Annotated in this window: 19 protein-coding genes; 12 read left to right on the plus strand and 7 right to left on the minus strand. The window is 68.8% G+C overall.

Going from position 1 to position 19,921, the window contains the following annotated elements:
• Positions 1–603, minus strand: a 603-nt coding sequence (locus RMN86_RS13120; protein WP_309606296.1) for a class I SAM-dependent methyltransferase, incomplete at its 3' end; no start/stop codon positions are given.
• A 121-nt stretch (positions 604–724) separates the two neighbouring features.
• Between RMN86_RS13120 and RMN86_RS13125 the strand changes: the two genes are divergently transcribed.
• The 6 genes from RMN86_RS13125 to RMN86_RS13150 all read left to right on the plus strand — a co-directional run bounded on the left by RMN86_RS13125 (position 725) and on the right by RMN86_RS13150 (position 7,146).
• A complete protein-coding gene (locus RMN86_RS13125; protein WP_309606297.1) occupies positions 725–1,384 on the plus strand; it encodes a LemA family protein in 660 nt (219 codons plus the stop codon).
• A gap of 53 nt (positions 1,385–1,437) precedes the next feature.
• The gene (locus tag RMN86_RS13130) at positions 1,438–2,202 is read left to right on the plus strand and encodes a TPM domain-containing protein (RefSeq protein ID WP_309606298.1); all 765 of its coding nucleotides are present in this window, start codon (positions 1,438–1,440) and stop codon (positions 2,200–2,202) included.
• Positions 2,202–2,903 carry a TPM domain-containing protein gene (locus tag RMN86_RS13135; protein WP_309606299.1) on the plus strand — a complete coding sequence of 234 codons (702 nt, stop codon included), beginning with the start codon at positions 2,202–2,204 and terminating at the stop codon, positions 2,901–2,903. The genes RMN86_RS13130 and RMN86_RS13135 overlap by 1 nt, the downstream gene beginning before the upstream one ends.
• Before the next feature lie 177 nt (positions 2,904–3,080).
• Positions 3,081–4,415 (plus strand): PAS domain-containing protein, encoded by a 1,335-nt coding sequence (locus RMN86_RS13140; protein WP_309606300.1) that lies wholly within the window; start codon positions 3,081–3,083, stop codon positions 4,413–4,415.
• Positions 4,416–4,493: 78 nt separating this feature from the next.
• Positions 4,494–4,955: a 2Fe-2S iron-sulfur cluster-binding protein gene (locus RMN86_RS13145; protein WP_309606301.1), complete on the plus strand. Its 462-nt coding sequence runs from the start codon at positions 4,494–4,496 to the stop codon at positions 4,953–4,955.
• 4 nt (positions 4,956–4,959) lie between these two features.
• Complete coding sequence (locus RMN86_RS13150) at positions 4,960–7,146, plus strand: xanthine dehydrogenase family protein molybdopterin-binding subunit (protein ID WP_309606302.1); 2,187 nt, start codon at positions 4,960–4,962, stop codon at positions 7,144–7,146.
• Between the two features lie 78 nt (positions 7,147–7,224).
• On the opposite strand, the gene RMN86_RS13155 is transcribed toward RMN86_RS13150, so the two are convergent.
• Positions 7,225–8,880, minus strand: coding sequence for an MFS transporter (locus tag RMN86_RS13155; RefSeq protein ID WP_309606303.1), 1,656 nt, complete (start codon positions 8,878–8,880; stop codon positions 7,225–7,227).
• A gap of 57 nt (positions 8,881–8,937) precedes the next feature.
• Entirely contained in the window at positions 8,938–9,495 is a 558-nt protein-coding gene (locus tag RMN86_RS13160) for a TspO/MBR family protein (RefSeq protein ID WP_309606304.1), read from the minus strand.
• 175 nt (positions 9,496–9,670) lie between these two features.
• Here RMN86_RS13160 and thiE point away from each other — a divergent pair, with 175 nt between their 5' ends.
• The gene (thiE, locus tag RMN86_RS13165) at positions 9,671–10,339 is read left to right on the plus strand and encodes a thiamine phosphate synthase (RefSeq protein ID WP_309606305.1); all 669 of its coding nucleotides are present in this window, start codon (positions 9,671–9,673) and stop codon (positions 10,337–10,339) included.
• Here thiE and RMN86_RS13170 read toward each other — a convergent pair.
• Positions 10,315–10,716 (minus strand): GFA family protein, encoded by a 402-nt coding sequence (locus tag RMN86_RS13170; protein ID WP_309606306.1) that lies wholly within the window; start codon positions 10,714–10,716, stop codon positions 10,315–10,317. The two genes, thiE and RMN86_RS13170, sit on opposite strands and share 25 nt — an antisense overlap.
• Positions 10,717–10,791: 75 nt before the next feature.
• Between RMN86_RS13170 and RMN86_RS13175 the strand changes: the two genes are divergently transcribed.
• Together RMN86_RS13175 and RMN86_RS13180 are read left to right on the plus strand one after the other, a co-directional pair.
• Positions 10,792–11,589, plus strand: coding sequence for an inositol monophosphatase family protein (locus tag RMN86_RS13175; RefSeq protein ID WP_309606307.1), 798 nt, complete (start codon positions 10,792–10,794; stop codon positions 11,587–11,589).
• A gap of 138 nt (positions 11,590–11,727) precedes the next feature.
• A complete protein-coding gene (locus RMN86_RS13180; RefSeq protein ID WP_309606308.1) occupies positions 11,728–12,822 on the plus strand; it encodes a glycerophosphodiester phosphodiesterase in 1,095 nt (364 codons plus the stop codon).
• On the opposite strand, the gene RMN86_RS13185 is transcribed toward RMN86_RS13180, so the two are convergent.
• Positions 12,780–14,624, minus strand: coding sequence for an ABC transporter transmembrane domain-containing protein (locus RMN86_RS13185; protein WP_309606309.1), 1,845 nt, complete (start codon positions 14,622–14,624; stop codon positions 12,780–12,782). The two genes, RMN86_RS13180 and RMN86_RS13185, sit on opposite strands and share 43 nt — an antisense overlap.
• A gap of 121 nt (positions 14,625–14,745) precedes the next feature.
• Here RMN86_RS13185 and rpmE point away from each other — a divergent pair, with 121 nt between their 5' ends.
• Positions 14,746–14,970, plus strand: a complete 225-nt coding sequence (rpmE, locus tag RMN86_RS13190; RefSeq protein WP_309606310.1) for a 50S ribosomal protein L31 — start codon at positions 14,746–14,748, stop codon at positions 14,968–14,970.
• A 117-nt stretch (positions 14,971–15,087) separates the two neighbouring features.
• Here rpmE and RMN86_RS13195 read toward each other — a convergent pair whose 3' ends face one another.
• On the minus strand, positions 15,088–15,600 hold the full coding sequence (locus tag RMN86_RS13195; RefSeq protein WP_309606311.1) for a DUF1465 family protein: 513 nt from the start codon (positions 15,598–15,600) through the stop codon (positions 15,088–15,090).
• A gap of 109 nt (positions 15,601–15,709) precedes the next feature.
• Positions 15,710–15,916, minus strand: a complete 207-nt coding sequence (locus RMN86_RS13200; protein ID WP_309606312.1) for a DUF1192 domain-containing protein — start codon at positions 15,914–15,916, stop codon at positions 15,710–15,712.
• A gap of 89 nt (positions 15,917–16,005) precedes the next feature.
• On the opposite strand from RMN86_RS13200, the gene RMN86_RS13205 reads away from it, so the two are divergent.
• Positions 16,006–16,989: an NAD(P)H-quinone oxidoreductase gene (locus RMN86_RS13205; protein ID WP_309606313.1), complete on the plus strand. Its 984-nt coding sequence runs from the start codon at positions 16,006–16,008 to the stop codon at positions 16,987–16,989.
• Positions 16,990–17,188: 199 nt separating this feature from the next.
• The gene (locus RMN86_RS13210) at positions 17,189–19,879 is read left to right on the plus strand and encodes a TonB-dependent receptor (RefSeq protein WP_309606314.1); all 2,691 of its coding nucleotides are present in this window, start codon (positions 17,189–17,191) and stop codon (positions 19,877–19,879) included.
• The last annotated feature ends 42 nt before the right edge of the window (positions 19,880–19,921 follow it).

Raw genomic sequence — 19,921 nt, forward strand, 5'->3', positions numbered from 1 at the left:
ATACTCGATCACCTGATCCAGCCGGCCCACGTCCTCGCGGAAGCGCCGCTCACGGATGTAGAGCAGGAGCCGACCGCCGGCCGGCGTCGGGCGGTCGAGAACCGGCACGGCGGGATTGGCCGGGCCGGGCCGGCGCATCACCTCGAGCAGCGGCAAGTGAAAAGCGGCCAGCCCGCCAGGACGCAGGTGTCGGGCTGCGGTGGCGAAGGTGTTCTTCCAGGCCGCGCCCCCCGGCACATGAGCCAGGGTGAAATAGGGACAGACGACCAGGTCGAAAACCTGCTTCAGGTCGATCGCCGTCATGTCGCCGCGGCGCAGGACCACCCGGCGGGCGACGTCGTCGGGAACCTCGCCTCGGCGGGCCTCGGCCTGCGCCAGCATGGCCGGGGCGATCTCGACCCCGGTGACCTGGTGACCGAGTGCGGCCAGGGCATAGGCGACGCGACCGGTTCCGGCGCCGAGTTCGAGGATGGCCCCCCCGGCCGGCGCCAGGCCCGCATAGATCTCGATATCGCCGGCCAGACGCTCGTCGGCCCCGGTCACCGTATCGTAGAACGCCGCGCTCAACCCCCTGTCGGCATAGTAGGGTCGCACCTGTCCCATCGAGGAACCTCCGCCGCCTAACAGAACTGTCATGCTGGGCGACATTGCGTTGGATCGACGCCGGGGCCAAATAGCGGCCACACCAAGCTCGACTTCGAGCCCTTGGGGCAGCCAGACTCACGTGACCATCGTCAAGAAGCGCTTCGCGCGCGTCGCCCTGATCCTGCTCGCGCCGCTGATCGTCGCCGGCTGCGGCGTCAACACCATCCCGACTAAGGAAGAAGCCGCCAAGGCCCAGTGGGCGGAGGTGCAGAACCAGTACCAGCGCCGCAGCGACCTGATCCCCAACCTGGTGTCGACCGTAAAGGGCTACGCCGCCCAGGAGAGCAAGGTGCTGATCGGGGTCTCCGAGGCCCGGTCCGGCGCCATGGCGGTGAAGTCGGACGCCTCGATCACCACCGACCCGGCGGCCTTCCAGCGCTACCAGTCGGCGCAGAACGGCGTGACCATGGCGCTGGCCCCGTTCCGGGTGCTGCAGGAAAACTATCCGGAGCTGAAGTCCAATACCAACTTCATGGCGCTGCAAAGCCAGCTCGAAGGCACGGAGAACCGGATCGCCATCGCGCGCCGCGACTACAACCTGAGCGTCCAGGATTTCAACACCACCCTGCGGACCTTCCCGCAGGTCTTCTACGCCAAGACTATGTACGCCAGCTCCAAGCCGATGGTGCTGTTCTCGGCCGCGCCACAGGCCCAGAACGCGCCCACGGTCAGCTTTGACGCGCCCGCCGCCCCGGCCGCGGCCGCCCTGCCGCCGGGCCAGGCGCCGGCGACCAAGTGACCCCTGCAGGCCTCAGCCCGCCCCGCCGTCGGGGAGGGTTCGCGGCGCTGATCGTGGCCTTAGTGGCGCTGGCCGGCGCCGCCCTGGCCGCGCCGAAGTTCCCGGCGCTGAGCGGGCGGGTGGTCGATGACGCTCACCTGCTGTCGCCGGCGACGGTGGAAAAACTGGACGGCGAACTCGCGGCGCTTGAGGCTCGGAGCGGCCATCAGGTCGTGGTCGCCACCGTGCCCGACCTGCAGGGCTATGCGATCGAGGACTACGGCTATCAGCTGGGCCGGGCCTGGGCGCTGGGCCGCAAGGGCGTCAATGACGGCGCGATCCTCCTGGTGGCGCCCAAGGAGCGCAAGGTGCGCATCGAGGTGGGCTACGGGTTGGAGCCGGTGCTGACCGACGCGCTGACCAGCGTCATCCTGCAGGAAAAGGTGCTGCCGAAGTTCAAGCAGGGCCGCATGGAAGACGGCGTCGTGGCTGGCGCGGAGGCGCTGATCGGCCAGCTTGGCCTGCCCGACGATCAGGCCAAGGCCAACGTCGCCCAGGCGGCCGCCCAACCGCAGGCCCACCCTGGCCGCAGCGCAGGTCCGCATGTCCCGGTCTTCCTGATCATCCTGGTGGTTTTTTGGGTCATCTCCGGTCTGCTTCGCGCCGCTGGCGGCGGCGGGCGCGGCCGGGGCCTTGGCGGTCTTTGGTGGCTTCCGTTCCTGTTCCTCGGTGGAGGACGTGGCGGCGGTGGCGGCGGTGGCGGCTGGGGCGGCGGCGGCGGCGGATTCTCCGGCGGCGGCGGCTCGTTCGGCGGCGGCGGATCTTCGGGGAGCTGGTGATGAAAACCCTGTCGCCAGCTGACCTGGCCGCCATCGAGGCCGCGGTGCGCGAGGCCGAGACCCGCACCACCGGTGAGATCTATTGCGTGGTCGCCGAGGCAAGCTCGACCTACGGCGAGACCCCGCTGGCCTGGGCCGCCGGTATCGCCCTGCTGGCGCCGGCGCTGCTGTTGCTCGGCGGCGTGCAGGTGACCATTTCCGACATCTTCTCCAGCTGGAGCGCGGCGCAGGTGGGGGCGGCCGTGGAAGGCTCGGTGCGCCGGGCGCTGGTCGGGACCATCGTCCTGCAAGGCGTTCTGTTCGCCGCCGCCGCGCTGGTCGTGGCGATCCCGGCGGTGCGCCGCGCCCTGACCCCGCGCGGACTGAAGCGCGACCGGGTGCGCAGGCGCGCGGCCGAACAGTTCCTGGGCAAGAACCTGCACCTGACCCGCGAGCGGACCGGGGTGCTGCTCTTCGTCTCTCTGGGCGAGCGTATGGCCGAGCTGATCGCCGACGAGGGGATCGCCGCCCGGGTGGACGCCCACGTCTGGGATCGCGCCATGGGGGCCCTGACAGACGGCCTTAAGCGAGGCGATCCGGGTGTGGGGTTCGCGGACGCGGTCCGGCTCTGCGCGGAGGTTCTGGCGAGAGATTTCCCGCCACGACCCGGAGACAATCCCAACGAATTGCCCGACGCGGTGGTGCTGCTGCCACGACCCTGAATCGCCGCCCGCTCGCGCCTTGAGGCGATTCGCCGCACACGGTACGCGAACTCTTAACGATACATCTTCTGGTATTGCGACGCTTGGCAAGCCGCGACAGATTGCGACCCGGTAGTGGCGGACGTGCGAAACCCGGTGAACCCTTCGGTTGAAATTCCGGGCGCTGAGGACCCCATCGTGCGCCCTTCGGCCGACGCGACGGCGCTGGGGATGGCCTTCGTCAGCGAGAGCCGACCGGACGGTTCGCGACGCTTCATCTTCGCGGGTCCGCGCTGCCTGGGCGTGAACGGCGTCGAGGGCGAGGCGGTGATGCGCGACGCCGCCCTGCTCTACGACATGATCCTGCCGGGACATCGCGCCGCCTTCGCCGCCGCCGAGGCCGATGCGCTGGCGAATATGCGCCCCTTCGACATAGAAGTCGCCATGCGCCGGCCCGACGGCGAGGTGCGCTGGCACCGCTTCGCCTCGCTGCCGCGGCCACAGCCCGACGGCAGCGTGCTGTGGGACGGACTGCAGATCGACGTCACCGACCGCCGGCGCATGGCCGCCGAACTGATTGAGCAGCGACGTCGCCTGGAAGTTGCTGCGGACGCGACGGGCCTGGGCTTCTGGGAGTGGGACGTGGAGGCCGACCGCGTCGTCTGGTCAGACCGTAACAAGCACCTGCACGGCCTGCCGGCCGACGCCGAGGTGACGGTCGAAAGCTATGTCGCGCTGGTCCATCCCGATGACGTCGCCGTCGTGCGGAACGCCTTCGAGGCGGCCCGGGACAGGCCTAGCGGCGGCGACTATTCGATTGAACACCGGATCGTCGCGCCGGACGGCGAGACCCGCTGGCTCTCGTCGCACGCCCGCGTCTCAAACGCCGCGGATGGCCAAGCGCGGCTTGTGGTCGGCACCACCCTGGACATTACCGAACGCAGGGCGGCCGAGGAACGGCGGGTTCTGGTGCTGGGTGAACTGGCGCACCGCGCCCGGAATTTCATGGCCGTGATCATGGCCATCGTCGGTCAGAGCGCCCGCGGCCAGCCCACGGTCGAGAGCTTTCGTCAGGTGCTGACCGCCCGGCTGCAGGCGATGGCTACGTCGCAGGATCTGGTCACCGCTGCCGGCGGCCAACCGGTGGTGCTGGCCGAGGTGATCGCGCGGTCTGTCACGGTCTTCGGCCTTGGCCGCTTCGATCTTGACGGGGCTCTCGCCGAGGTCACGGTGCGGGGCGACATGGCGGTGGGCATGGGCTTGCTGCTGCATGAACTGGGGACCAACGCGGTGAAGTACGGCGCACTCTCCAACGACACGGGTCGCGTGGCGGTGGCTCTGAAGCCGGCGGACGCGGGGCGGGCGGCTTTCGAATGGCGCGAGGCGGGCGGGCCGGCGGTGACGCCCTCGACCCGCCAGGGATTCGGCACGCGACTGTTGCAGCAGGCGCTGCGAAACCAAGGCGGCAAGGTTACGTTCGACTTCTCGCCGCGCGGCTTCAGCGCGCGCGTGGATTTCCCGGTCGCGCCCTGAAGCCTTTCCCTCGGCAGGGGGCGCTTGTGAGAAGGCCGCCGCCGCCTTACCCTTGGCGCACCACGAGGGAGCGGCGCCATGACCTTCAGGCTCAACGTCAACGGCAAGGTCCGCGAGGTGGATGTCGATCCGGACACCCCGCTGCTCTGGACCCTGCGCGATACGCTGGGGATCACCGGTCCCAAGTTCGGCTGCGGCGTGGGGGCCTGCGGGGCCTGCACCGTGCACATCGACGGTCAGGCGCGGCGCAGCTGCACCCTGCCGGTGTCCCGCGTCGGCGACGCCAGGATCACCACCATCGAGGCCATCGCCGGCGATCCCATCGGCAAGCGTGTGCAGGCCGCCTGGATGGAGCTGGACGTGGCCCAGTGCGGCTACTGCCAGCCAGGCCAGATCATGTCGGCCACCGCGCTTCTGGCCAAGACGCCAAAGCCCACCGACGCCGACATCGACGCGGCGATGAGCGGCAACCTCTGCCGCTGCGCCACCTACACGCGCATCCGCGCGGCGATCAAACAAGCCTCCGGCCAGAAGGCGTAGCGCCATGACCCTGCACCTGACCGGCGCTTCGCGCCGCGACCTCCTGAAGGCTTCCGTTGTCGGCGGCGGCCTGGTCCTTTCCTTCCGCATCGCCGCCAAGGCGGAGGCCGCCGAGACGGCCGGCGCTCAGGCGCTGAACGCCTATGTGCGCGTGGCGCCCAGCGGCATCGTCACCATCATGTCCAAGAACCCGGAGATCGGTCAGGGGGTGAAGACCTCGCTGCCGATGATGATCGCCGAAGAGCTGGACGTGGCCTGGGAGAACGTCCGCATCGAGCAGGCGGACAACGATCCCAAGCTCTATTCGCGCCAGTTCGCCGGCGGATCCCTGGCCACGCCGATGAACTACGAAGACCTGCGCCGGGTGGGCGCGGTGGCGCGCGCCATGCTGGTCAACGCCGCGGCTCTGGCCTGGAACTGCACCGCCGGCGACTGCAAGACGACCGAGGGCCAGGTGATCCACGTCGCGACGGGCCGCAAGGCGAGCTACGGCGCCCTGGCCGGCCAATGCGCGGGCCTGCCCACGCCCGACCCGAAGACCATCCCGCTGAAGGACCCCAAGACCTACAGGATCATCGGCCATCCCAAGGCCCAGTACGACGTCGCCAGGATCGTCACGGGCGAGCCGTTGTTCGGCATCGACGTGCGGGTTCCCGGGTTGCTCTATGCGACCTTCGAAAAGGCGCCCGTGTTCGGGGCCAAGGTGGCCAGCGCCGACCTGGACGCCGCCCGCGCCGTCAAGGGCGTCCGGAAGGCGTTTGTCGTCGACGGCGGGAGCGACCTTTCCGGCCTGTTGCCGGGCGTGGCGGTGGTCGCCGACAGCTGGTGGGCGGCGCGCAAGGGCCGCAATGCGCTGAAGACCCAGTGGGCGGACCATCCGACCGCCAGGCAGAGCACAGCCGGATTCGACAGGCGCGCCGCCGAACTGGCCGCCGGGACGCCGATGACCACCCTGCGCAACGACGGCGACGTGGCCGCCGCGCTGAAGGGCTCAGCCCATGTGGTCGAGGCGGCCTATGCCTATCCGTTCCTGGCGCACACGCCGCTGGAGCCGCAGAACACCACCGCCCATTTCAAGGACGGCAAGCTGGAGATCTGGGCGCCCAGCCAGAACCCTGAGCCCGGCCGCCAGCTGGTGGCTAAGACCCTGGGCTTGAAGCCGGACGACATCACCGTGCACATGACCCGCTGCGGCGGCGGGTTCGGGCGCCGGCTGTCCAACGACTACATGGTCGAGGCCGCCTGGATCGCGCGCGAAGCCGGCGTGCCGGTGAAGCTGCTGTGGACGCGCGAAGACGACATGCGTCACGACTTCTACCGCCCCGCCGGCTATCACTATCTGAAGGGCGGGGTGGACGCGGCGGGCAATATCAGCGCCTGGCACGACCACTTCGTGACCTTCGGCGAGGGCGCCCAGGTGGCGTCCAGCGCCGGCATGGGCGGCAACGAATTCCCCAGCCGCTTCCTGGCCAACTTCCGCGCCGACCAGTCGACCATGCCGGCCGGCGTGCCGATGGGGCCGTTGCGGGCGCCGGGCTCGAACGCCCTGGCCTTCGTCAACCAGAGCTTCATCGACGAACTGGCCCACGCGGCCGGCGCCGATCCGCTGGCCTTCCGCATGAAGCTCCTGGGCGACACCCCGGTGGTCGGCGACAAGAGCGCCGGCTACAACGCCGCGCGGATGAAGGGCGTGCTGGCCGCCGTCGAGAAGATGAGCGGCTGGAAGGATCGCGGCAAGCTGCCCAAGGGCTCGGGCCTGGGCGTGGCCTTCCACTACAGCCACATGGGCTATTTCGCCGAGGTGGTGAAGGCCAGCGTCGACGCCATGGGCGCGGTCAAGGTCCACAAGGTGTGGATCGCCGCCGACGTGGGTCGCCAGATCGTCAATCCCCTGGGGGCCATCAACCAGGTCCAGGGGGCGGCGATCGAGGGGCTCAGCCACGCGCTCTATCAGAAGATCACCATCGAGAACGGCGCAACCCGGCAGGGCAACTTCGGTGACTATCCGTTGATCCGCATGAAGGACTCTCCGCCGGTGGAGGTGAAGTTCGTGATCACCGACTATCCGCCGACAGGCCTGGGCGAACCGGCCCTGCCGCCGGTGATCCCGGCGCTGACCAACGCCATCTTCGCGGCGTGCGGAAAACGCGTCCGCGCGCTGCCGATCGATACGAGCCAGCTGAAAACGTGATCCGGAACCCTCCCTCCTTGCGGCGTCGGTGTTCGCCCATCTCGCAAGGACGCCTGGGATCCGCCGGCCGGCGGTAGCCTACCGCTCGATGTCCGCGCCGCGCATTTCCTTCAGGAACAGCAGGCCGACCACGAAGGTCACGGCGGCGACGGTCACCGGATACCAGAGGCCGTAGTAGATGTTGCCCGTGGCGGCGACCATGGCAAAGGCGGTGGTGGGCAGGAAGCCGCCGAACCAGCCGTTGCCCACGTGATAGGGCAGGCTCATCGAGGTGTAGCGGATCCTGGCCGGGAACATCTCCACCAGGGCCGCAGCGATCGGGCCATAGACCATGGTAACATAGACCACCAGCAGCCAGAGCAGGCCCACCAGCAGGGGCTTGTTCATCTTCGCCGCGTCGGCCTTGGCGGGGTAGCCGGCGGCCTTCAGCGCCGCGCCCAGGGTCTTGGTCCAGGCGGCCTTCTTCGCCTTCAGGTCGGCGGCCGCCAGCGCCTCACCCCGGAAGCTCGTGACCTCGACGGCCCCAATGCGCACCACCGCCAAGGCGCCGGCCGGCGCGGCCTGGTTCGCGTAGCTGACGCCGGCGTTGGCCAGCGCCGACTTGGCCAGGTCGCATGACGAAGCAAAAACCTGCTTGCCCACCGGGTCGAACTGGAAATTGCAGCCGGCGGGGTCGGCCACGACGGTCACCGGCGCCGAGGCGCTGGCCGCGGCCAGCTGCGGATTGGCCGCCACGGTGATGCCCTTGAAGATCGGAAAGTAGGTCAGGACCGCCAGCAGGCATCCGGCCAGGATGATCGGTTTGCGCCCGATCTTGTCCGACAGCCAGCCGAACACCACGAAGAACGGCGTCGCCAGCAACAGCGCCACCGCCACCAGCTCGTTGGTCAGGACGCCGTCCACCTTGAGCATCTTTTCGAGGAAGAACAGGCTGTAGAACTGGCCGGTGTACCAGACCACCGCCTGGCCGGCGGTAAGGCCGGCAAGGGCCAGGAGCACCAGTCTCAGGTTCGGCCAGCGCGCGAAGCTCTCGGTGAGCGGCGCCTTGGAGGTCGTGCCCTCGTCGACCATCTTCTGGAACACCGGGCTCTCGTTCAGCCGCAGGCGGATCCACAGCGAGACGATCAGCAGCAGGGCGGAGGCCAGGAATGGGATGCGCCAGCCCCAGGCCTTGAACGCGTCCTCGCCCAGCCGTGTGCGCACGACGATGATCACGATCAGACTGAGGAACAGGCCCAGGGTGGCCGTGGTCTGGATCCAGCTGGTGTAGAGTCCCCGCTTGCCGGGGGGCGCATGTTCGGCGACGTAGGTGGCCGCTCCGCCATATTCGCCGCCCAGCGCCAGGCCCTGGATCAGCCGCATGACGATCAGCGCCACGGGCGCAGCCACCCCGATCCGATCGTAGCCGGGCAGGAGGCCGACGACGAAAGTCGCCAGGCCCATCAGAGTCATGGTGACGAGGAAGGTGTTCTTGCGGCCCCAGAGATCCCCCAGGCGCCCAAAGACGATGGCCCCGAACGGGCGGACCGCGAAGCCCGCGGCGAAGGCCAGGAGCGCGAAAATGTAGCCAGTGGTGGCGTTGACGCCGGAGAAGAAGTGCTCGGTGATGAACCCGGCCAGCGAGCCGTAGAGATAGAAGTCGTACCACTCGAAAACCGTGCCGGCCGAGGCCCCGGCGATCACCCGCCGGTCCGACCCACGCGTCCGCGCCTCAGCGCCCGTCGCCGCCGTCATTGCTTCGCTCCCCGCCCTTGGTCTTGGGACGAGCCTAGGGCCAAGCCCCGCGCGCGCCTAGTGCAGGGACCGGTGGTCGGGATTCTTCCGCCAGAGTTCCTCGGTGAGCACGTTGGCGAAGCCGATCCAGCCCACATACGGCGCAACCATGTTGGCGGCGGGCGGATCGACCCGGCGGGCGCGCCAGACATAGGCGGCCGAGGCGCCGAGCGAGGCGATGGCGGCGGAGAGCTGGCCGCCAAGCCGGTTGGGACCCAGCGCCATCCAGATCGCGTTCAGCGCCTGCACCGCGCCCCACAGGGTCAGGGCCTGGGTGCGTTCAGCGCTTTTTGGCGCGTTCCAGACCCGAAGGCCCGACATGGTCAGCGCCATGAACAGCGGTGGCCAGACCAGGGCGAACACCCTGGGCGGCGGCTTGAAGGGTGGCTGAACCAGCTCCTCATAGTCGGAATAGACTTCCCAGTTGTCCTCCACCGGGGCGTTCATCCGCGCGATCAGGGCCGACAAAGCCACCGCGCCGACGGTCAGGCCGACACCGACGGCGATGTGCTGCGACGTGCGGCCGCGACTGTTGGCCAAGCGATCAATGGCGCCGCGGACGGGGTTTGCTGACATGGACGGGCCTCCCACGATCTGATGCAAATCCACGAAAGCCCGTGCAGGTTCCTGGCTGGGCCCGCGTGACGCTCATGCTCTGTGGCACAGTCGGCGGCCGGGCTGAAGTCTCCCCGAGCGAGATCCCGCTTCCGCGGCCCTTCGTCTTCGTGGCGCGGCGATGTATGAGCCGGCGATGGCCCCGCCGCTCTGCCGCCTCTACCTGATCACCCCGCCACGGCTCGACGACCTGGCGGGCTTTGGCCGCACGCTGGCCGACGCGCTGGACGCCGGTGACGTGGCGGCCCTGCAGGTCCGACTGAAGAATGTCCCCGACGCGGTGATCGCCGCGGCTGTCGATGTTGTGATGCCGATCGCCCAGGCGCGGGGCGTCGCGGTGATCCTCAACGACCGGCCGGACCTGGCGCGGACGCTGGGCTGCGACGGCGCGCATATCGGCCAGGGTGACATGCCGCTGGCCCAGGCGCGGGCGATCCTGGGCCAGGACGCGATGATCGGCGTCACCTGCCACGACAGCCTGCACCTGGCCATGGAAGCGGCCGAGGGCGGAGCCGACTATGTGGCCTTCGGAGCCTTCTTCCCGACCGCCACCAAGGACGCGCCGACGCGCGCAAACCCGGAGATCCTGCGCGGCTGGCAGGCCGACATGGTGATCCCCTGCGTGGCGATCGGCGGGATCACGGTCGAGACGGCGGCCGGCCTCGCCATGGCGGGCGCCGACTTCCTGGCGGTCTCGGCCGGCGTGTGGAGCTACGCCGACGGCGCCCCTGCGGCGGTCGCCGCCCTCGGCGCCGAGATCGCCAAGGGCCTGGCCGCCCGTCACTCCGGCGGAGGTCCCTCGTAGACCGGGATGCCCCGCGGCGAGGTCACGAAGGGGTGGCCGGTCCCGGTGTGCGTCATCCGGTGCGGGCCCGGCAGCGTCGGATCGGCGAAGGCGCCGCCCGCCACGCCAATGATGGGCTCGTCGTCGTCCAGTTCCCACAGCAGGCTGGACCCGCAGCGCGGGCAGAACTGGAAGATGGTCGAACCCGGGCGGTGGAACGTCGAGGCGGCCCCCTCGCGCCGCACCAGCTGCGCCGGCCGGAAATAGACCGTCACCCCGAAGAAGCTCCCCGTCCGCCGCTGACAGCGCGTGCAGCAGCAGGCTGAGACCAGGATCGGCTCGCCTTCCAGCGTCAACCGGAAGTCGCCGCACGCACAAGCCGCCTCTCGCATCGTCATGACCCTCTCCTTGCCTTCAAACCTATGGGCGACTAGGTATCGCGCCCTCTTCCCGCGACCGAGATCTTTCCCACCGTGAGCACCCAATCGGCCCTCCTGAAGGTCATGACCGACGCCGCGCGCAAGGCCGCGCGGGGTCTGAATCGCGACTTCGGCGAGCTCGCTGAGTTGCAGGTGGCCAAGAAGGCGCCGGCCGACTTCGTCTCGGCCGCCGATCTGAGGGCCGAGCAGACCATCTTCGAGATCCTGTCCAAGGCTCGCCCCGGCTACGGCTTTCTCGGCGAAGAGCGCGGGATGATCGAGGGCACCGACAAGACCCACACCTGGATCGTCGATCCCTTGGACGGCACCACCAACTTCCTGCACGCGATCCCGCACTTCGCCATCAACATCGCCCTGCAGCGCGAGGGGGCGGTGGTGGCGGCCCTAACCCTGAATCCCGTCGCCAACGAGCTGTTCTGGGCGGAAAAGGGCAAGGGCGCCTTCGTCAACGACAAGCGCCTGCGGGTGGCGGCGCGGACCAGGCTGGACGAGAGCGTGATCGCCACCGGTATCCCGTTCCTGGGCCACGGCCAGCACGCGACGTTCCTGAAGGAGCTGCATCAGATCAGCCAGCGGGTGGCCGGCGTTCGCCGGTTCGGCGCCGCGGCGCTGGACCTCGCCTGGGTCGCGGCCGGCCGCTACGACGGCTATTGGGAGCGCGACCTGAAGCCCTGGGACCTGGCCGCGGGCCTGCTGCTGGTGACAGAGGCCGGTGGGCGGGCGACCACCGCCGAGGGTGAGGACGACGTGCTGGCGGCGGGCTCGGTCTGCGCCGGCAACCTGGAGATCCAGCCGCAGATCCTCGAACGCCTGCGCCAGGCGGCGAAGTAGGACCTCCATTGGCTTGGTCCGCGAAACGGCGAGTCGGTCTTGGCGGTCAATTTTCACACTGACTGCCGCAGGGCTGTGCGGTTGACCTGCGCTATGACGGGTGACTGACTGTCATCAACGATGGGTAGGGGGAGGATCATGGACATCACACGCCGAACGCTCGCGACCACGGCCGGCGCGGCCGCCGCACTGGCCGCCCTGCCCGCCACCGCCCAGTTCAAGAAAAGACCGCTGATCATCGCCCACCGCGGCGCCAGCGGCGAGCGGCCGGAGAGCACCCTGATGGCCTTCCGTCTGGCCATTGCCGAGGGGGCCGACTTCATCGAGCCGGACCTGGTCTCGACCAAGGACGGCCACTTGGTGGTGCGCCACGAGAACAACGTCACCGAGACCACCGACGTCGCCGCCCGGCCGGAGTTCGCCACGCGCAAGGCCACCAAGGTGATCGACGGCGAGAGTCTCACCGGCTGGTTCAGCGAGGATTTCACCCTGGCCGAAATCAAGACCTTGCGCGCCCGCGAGCGGCTGCCGAGGCTGCGCCCCGGCAGCGCGAAATTCGACGGCCGCGAGGCCATCGCCACCTACCAGGAGGTCATCGACCTGGCCAGGGCCGAGAGTGCGCGCCTGCGGCGCACCATCGGCACCTATCCGGAGATGAAGCACCCGACCTATTTCGCCGGCCTGGGCCTGGCCCCGGAACGCCGGCTGGCCGATATGCTGAAGCGCAATGGCCTGGACAGCCCGACCGCGCCGGTCTTCGTCCAGTGCTTCGAAGTCGGGCCGCTGAAGACCTTCAAGACGCTCAGCCGGGCGCCGCGGATCCAGCTGGTCTCGGCCGAGGGCGGCCCCGCGGATGCAGCCCTGACCTACCGGGACATGGTCTCGGCGTCGGGCCTGAAGGCCGTCGCGGCCTACGCCAACGGGATCGGCCCCGACTGGTCGATGGTGATTCCGACGGTCGATGGGGGCCTGGGCCCTGCCACCCCCCTGGTGGCCGATGCGCACGCGGCGGGTCTGGCTGTGCATCCCTGGACGGTCCGCGCCGAGAACGTTTTCCTGCCGCCGAAGCTGCGCAAGGGGTCCAACCCGGCCGATTTCGGTGACGTGGACGCGGTCTATCGGGCGCTGTTCGCCGCCGGCGTCGATGGCCTGTTCAGCGATTTCCCGGCGCTGGCGGTCAAGGCCAGAGGTTACGCCGCCGCGCCGAACTGCAGAGCCGCCAGGCGGGCGTAAAGGCCATTCCTGGCCACCAGTTCGGGGTGCGTGCCCTGCTCGACCACGCGGCCCTCGTCCATGACCATGATGCGGTCGGCCTTGAGCACGGTGGCCAGGCGGTGGGCGATGACCAGCGTCGTGCGGCCGACCATGGCCGCGTCGAGCGCGCGCTGAACCAGCCGTTCGTTCTCGGCGTCGAGGGCGCTGGTGGCCTCGTCGAGCAGCAGGATCGGCGCGGAACGGACCAGGGCCCGCGCAATCGCCAGCCGCTGGCGCTGGCCGCCGGAGAGGCTGCGGGCGCGTTCGCCGATCTGGGTGTCGAGGCCCTGCGGCAGGGCGGCAAGGAAGCCCTCGGCCTGGGCGGCCCGGACGGCGGCCTGCACGTCCTCGAGGCTGGCGTCCTCGCGACCGAAGCGCACATTGTCCAGCGCCGAGCCGGAGAACAGCGGCGAGTCCTGAGCGACCAGGGCCATGCGGGCGCGAACCTGCACCGGATCTGCGTCCCGCACGTCGATCCCGTCCAGCAGCACCCGGCCCTCCTGTGGATCGTAGAAGCGCAGCAGCAGGCGGAACACCGTGCTCTTGCCGGCGCCTGACGGGCCGACCAGGGCCACCCGCTCGCCTGGCTTCACGCGGAGGGACAGGCCGCGGACCGCCGGCATGTCCGGGCGGCCGGGGTAGGCGAAGGTGACGTTCTCCAGCGACAGCTCGCCGCGCGGCGGCGCGGGCAGCGGACGCGGATGGGCCGGCGCGGCGATGCCGGGCCGGGCGTTGAGGATCTCGGAGACCCGCTCCATGGCGCCGGCGGCCTTCTGCACGTCGCCCCAGGTCTCGCCCAGCGCGCCCACGGAGCCGGCCGACATCACCGCCAGGACGCCGAACTGGATGAAGGTGCCCCAGCTCAGGTGACCGGCCAGGACGGCGTTGACCCCCAGCCACATGATCCAGACCACCCCCCCGAAGATCAGACCGATGGCCGCGCCGGTCATCATCGCCCGCGCGCGCATCCGGCGCAGGGACGTGCGGAAGGCGTTCTCCACCGCCTCGCCGAACCGCCGCGCGCCGGAGGCTTCGCGACCGAACGCCTGGACGATTTCCAGGGCATCCAGGGTCTCGCCGGCGTGGCCGACCGCCGAGGCGAACTGGTCCTGGGTCGAGGTTGTCAGCCTGCGCACCTGGCGGCCGAACAGGAACAGCGGGGCGATCACGAAGGGAAACGTCAGGAGGATCAGGCCGGTGAGCCTGGGGCTGACCACCAGCATGTAGGCCACGCCGCCCACCAGCATCAGCAGGTTGCGCAGCGCCATCGAGATCGAGGTGGTCAGCAGGTTCTCGACGATCTGGATGTCGGTGGTCAGGCGCGACAGCACTTCGCCCGTGCGGGTCATCAGGAAGAACGCCGGGTCCAGCGACAGGATATGGGCGTAGGTCGCCTTGCGAAGGTCGGCGACGATCCGCTCGCCAAGCTTGGTGACGAAGAAATAGCGCAGCGCCGAGGAGGCGGCCAGGGCCAGGGCAACCGCCCCCAGCAGCCGGAACCAGGGCGCGGCGCTGGCCGGGGTGGCGTGGTCGTTCAGGTGATCTGTGAGCAGGCGCAGCGCCCCGGTCAGGGCAAGGCTCGCGCCCGCCGCGGAGATCAGGAAGACGCCTGCCGCCGCGGCGTCCCGCCGGTGGCCGGCAGCGAACGGGATCAGCTGGCCAAGCGCGCGGATGTTGCGGCTCTTGGGGCGGCGTTCGGCGGCCTCGTCGAGGGATTGCGCCAACGCCTGGCCTGCGGTCGGGCGGCCTGCCGCAGCGGCGCCTGCGCCGGAGTCATTCATGGGACGCTCAAACCTTGCTTTTGGAGCGGCGTTTCTCTATACGCCCGGCTTCCTCGAACGGCCCCCGCTCTGGCGGTCGTGTGAAATCTTTCGACGCTCCAATACGTCAGGCGCCCGCGCGATGAAACAAGACACCCATCCGGACTATCACTTCATCACCGTTGTGATGACCGATGGCACCAGCTACCAGACCCGCTCGACCTACCAGAAGGAAGGCGCGACGCTGAACCTGGACATCGATCCGAAGACCCATCCGGCCTGGACCGGCGGCGGCCACCAGATGCTGGATCGCGGCGGCCGGGTGTCGCGATTCAACGCCAAGTTCGGCGGCTTCACCCGCAAGTGAGCGCGTAGCGACTCATCCCCGCGAGGGCGGGGATCCAAGGACCCGCGCAGGCGGGATTCTGGAAAGTTCAGAAAACGCCGCGGGGCGACCCTCCGCGGCGTTTTGCGTTCGCGACGCTCAGCCCCCGAAGGCGGTCTTCAAACGGTCCTGCTGGGAAAGCACCGGGTGAGGCGCCGCATCGGTATCGCCCTCGACATACATGCGCCGGTCGAGATGACGCACGCGCTCATAGAGCCGCTCGGAACGGTCAAGCAGCCCCGCCAGCACGGAGGGTAGACCCGCGGCGCCTTCTCCGGTGGCGCGACAGATGTCCTCGGCGGCCAGGCGGTAGCGATCCTCACAGGCCGCCGATGCGGCCATGTCGCCTTCGCGCACGGCGCGCTGCACCAGCAGCCAAGACGCCACCTGCATCAGGCGCGTGGTCAGGCGCATGCTTTCGGCGGCATAGGCAAGCGCCGCATCGCGAGAGAGCAGCTTGGAGGCCTGGCGACCGGCGCCGTCCAGATAGCCCGCCGTCTCCTCGACCAGGTCCATGCCCTCCTGGAAGGTGCGCTGGAACAGCTCGGACCGCGCGAAGTCCTGAATGACTTCCGCGCGCCAGGGCGTGGCGGGGGCGTTCAGTTCGCTCATCTGATCGTCAACTCTATAACACCGCCAGCCGTCGGCTGCACACTGAAGAACCCGGCCTGCAACCTGCGTGCCACGAAACCTGGCCCATTCTGCGCCGAATTGCCCGAATTCAGCCCGGATCGGTCCCGAAAAGCGCGTCCGCCGCGGCGCGTCCGGCCCGTTTTCGCTCAATCTGGGCCTGACAGCGGGCGATTTCCGTCTGCAAGACATCGATGCGGTCTTCCAGTTCCGCCACTCCGTAGAGTTCCAGGTCCTCGCGGACCGCCTCGACGAGACGCTGGCCACGACCGATCCGAACCTCCGCCGGCTCTTCCATGACTCGCCCTGCCTTTCCCGATTGCCGATGGGGCGCTATCCAACGCCGCGAGGCGCATTCGCGCAAGTTCGCCGCAACCGAGGCTTCCCATGACCGAGATGATGACCGCGATCGCCGTCGACGGCGGCAAGGGTCCCGCCGAGGCGCTGAAGCCCGTTGTGATCCCGCGGCCGATCCCGGCGGACGGCCAGATCCTGATCCGCGTGCGGGCGGCGGGGATAAATCGCCCTGACATCCTGCAGCGGCTGGGCGGCTATCCGCCGCCGCCTGGGGCGCCGGACACCCTGGGCCTGGAGGTCGCCGGCGAGGTGGTCACCGGCGCCGGGCGCTGGAAGGCCGGTGACCGGGTCTGCGCGCTGCTGGGCGGCGGCGGCTATGCCGACTACGCGGTCTGCGACGCGCGCCACGCCCTGCCGATCCCGGGCGGGCTCGACTTTGTCCAGGCCGCGGCCCTGCCCGAGACAGTGTTCACGGTGTTCGCCAACGTGTTCGAGCACGGATCGCTGCGGGCCGGTGAGACCCTGCTGGTGCATGGCGCGACCTCAGGCATCGGCACCACGGCGATCCAGATGGGCAGGGCGGCCGGCGCCCGCGTGATCGCCACGGCCCGGGGCGCCGACAAGGCTGCCGTCGCCCTGGCGCTGGGGGCCGATGTGGCGGTCGACACGACATCGGAGAACTTCGCCGAGGTCGCCCGCCGCGAGGGCGGCTGCGACGTGATCCTCGACATGGTCGGCGGCGACTATTTCGCCAAGGACCTGGACGCGCTGAACACTGGCGGGCGCATCGTGTTCATCGCCGCCCTGGGCGGCGGCGAGGTGAACCTGCCGATCTTCCGGCTCATGCAGAAGCGCGCGGTGGTCACCGGCTCGACGCTGCGCCCCCGCGGCGCCGACGAAAAGGCCCGGCTCGCGAGCGCCGTCGAGCAGCGGGTGTGGCCCTGGGTTGAGGCCGGCGAAATTAAACCCCAGGTTGAAGCGATCTTTCCCCTTGCCGACGCCGCGAGCGCACATGCCCGCCTCGAAGCCGGAGCTCACGTCGGCAAGATAATTTTGATGCCCACGTCAGGATAACGCCGTTATGAATGCTGATAACTGATCGATATTCAGTTAACCCCTGTGGGCTTCGCACCACAACGTCAGAAATCCCATCGCGCTCGGAGCCGCGGCCGGTTGACGGCTACCTAGGGCTGCGTCAATGACCTCCGAAATTCGACGAGTCATGACGGGCCGATAGGGCCTTCGGGAGGTTATTTTGCATACCAGAGTTCGCTTGTTTGCCTCGGGCGCATTGCTGCTCGCAGCCGCGTTCGGAACGGCCGCTCAGGCCCAGACGCGGCCCGCCGCCGCCCCCGCGGCCAGCAACACCATCGAGGAACTGGTGGTCACCGCCGAGAAGCGCGAACAGAGCCTGCAGGACGTGCCGGTGGCGATCACCGCGTTCTCGTCGCAGACCCGCGACCTGCTGGGCATCAACTCCGTCCAGGACATGACCAACTTCACGCCGGGCCTGACCTACAACAACTCCGGCGACCGGATCAGCCTGCGCGGCGTGGGCCGGGTGACCAACGTGCAGGCCGCCGACGGCGCCGTGGCGATCTATTCCGACGGGGTGTTCACCTCTTCGACCTTTGAAGCGTCAAAGCAGCCGCTGTTCATCGACCGGGTGGAAGTGCTGCGCGGCCCGCAGGGCACGCTCTATGGCCGCAACTCGATCGGCGGCGCGATCAATGTGATCTCGAAACGGCCGAGCAATGACTTCTCCGCCGAGGTCCGCGCGACCATCGGCAACTATAACTACAGCGCCCTTCAGGCCACCATCTCTGGCCCGATCACCGAGGGCCTGCGGTTCCGGCTGAACGCCAGCCGCGAGAAGCAGGACAAGGGCTACTACACCAACGTCGTTCCCGGCCAGCCCAGCGCCGGCAATGTGATCGACCAGACCTATTTCGAGCTGCAGGTCGCGGCCGATTTCGGCGAGCACGCCGACGGCTGGATCAAGGTGTCGAATTTCGGCTGGAACAATGGCGACGGCGGCCTCGGCGGCCGCGCCGGCTATACGCCGTTCCCCTACAACACGACCCAGGAGAACAGCACCAACTTCTACCTGAACCAAGGCTTCGGCTGCAGCGGCTTCACCACCAATGTGGTCAACGCCGCCAGCACCGGCTGCGTCAATCCGGCGATCAACGACCCGCGCAAGTTCGCCACCAACACCGCCTCGACCGTCAGCCTCGACGAGACCTACGTTGTCGCCGCGCAGTACAACTATCACTTCGACGGTTTCGACGCCCGCTACATCGGCGGCGGCACCAACTATCACTACACCCTGACCCAGGATAACGACGGCGGCCCGGTCAGCGCCTACACGATCCCGCTGAACGCCTTCAATCCGGCCTTGCCGATCGCCGCCCAGCCCTGCGCGGCGACCAACCTCTTCGGGGGCAACTGCCCGGCGCTGCGGATCTTCCCGACAGCGATCACCACTTACCAGGAGAGAAAGCAGTGGATCAGCCACGAGGTGAACCTCGCCTCGACCGGCGATGGCGCCCTGCAATGGCTGGCCGGCGCCTACTACTACCATGAGGCCTACCGCCAGCCGGTCTCGGTGCAACTGCCGAACCAGCCGCAATTCGCCGCTCCGATCAACGGGCCGCGCAACAGCAACCTCTATTGGTACGATACGCGCCCGCAGTTTCAGGACGAATCCTACGCCGGCTTCGGCCAGATCGACTGGAAGTTCGCCGACGCCTTCAAGCTGACCGTCGGCCTGCGCTATTCGCATGACCACAAGTTCGGCCAGGAAGAGGCGCGGCTGATCTGCTTCGCCCTGATCGGCTGCGGCACCAGTCCCGAAGTGCTGGGCAGCTTCACCCCGGCGGTCGACATCACCTCCGCGGCGGTGGGCTCGGGTATCGACCCGAAGACCGGCAAACTGCTGCGGGGCGTCTCCGCCGCCACGGTGATCGATCCCGCCACCGGCCTAGCCAAGCGTCTGCTCGACGCCAGCTGGGAAGCCACCACCGGCACTGCCGGCCTCGAATGGCAGCCGGATCGCGACACGCTGGCCTTTGTGAAATTCAGCCGCGGCTACAAGGCGGGTGGATTCAACTCCGGCATCACCGCGCCGCTGGTGACCAACCCGTTCACCGACGCCGAGCACAACAACGCCTATGAGATCGGCTTGAAGAGGTCGTTCGGCCGCACCCTGCAGGTCAATCTGGCGGCCTACTACTACGACTATTCGAACTTCCAGGCGCCGGTGACGATCATCCCGACCGGCGGCGGTGTCGCCACCGCCCAGACGGTGTTCTTCAACGTGCCCAAGGCGATCTCCAAGGGTTTCGAGGCGGAAGTCACCTGGGCGCCGATCGACAACCTCCGCCTCCAGGCCAGCTATTCCTACACCGACGCCTACATCGACCAGGCGAGCGGGCTGGTCGACCCCACCGACCCGACCGCGATCAACGCCAAGGCCAGGCCGGTGGGTCTGACCCAGGCTCAGTGCGTCGCCACGCCGGCGGCCTGCAGCCTCGACATCTACACCGGCCAGTACCAGCGCGGGCAGGACCTCAGCGGTAACGCTCTGCCGCAGGCGCCGAAGAACAAGGTGGCGTTCAACGCGCTCTACACCTGGAACTTCACGCCCGGCAGCCTGACCGGGTCGGTCAGCTATTTCTGGCGCGACGAACAGTACGGTTCGATCTTCCAGCGCGACTACAACAAGTCGCCCTCGTGGGATCAGGTGGACCTGCGCCTGACCTGGAAGGACGCCAAGGACCGCTACAGCATCATCGCCTACGGCAAGAACGTCCTGGACAACCTCGGCTACTACGAAGGCGCCACGTCGACCCGCGTGGTTGGCCGCCTGCCCTCGGGCCAGCCGACGGTCCAAGGCATCGCGATCACCTATCCGCTGACCCCGCCCCGCACCTACGGCGTGGAACTGCAGTACCGATTCTAGAAACCCAACCGCGTAACCGGTTCGGAGGGCGCGCCTGCAAGG

This window comes from Phenylobacterium sp., from assembly GCF_031360265.1.
Taxonomy (GTDB): Bacteria; Pseudomonadota; Alphaproteobacteria; order Caulobacterales; family Caulobacteraceae; genus Phenylobacterium.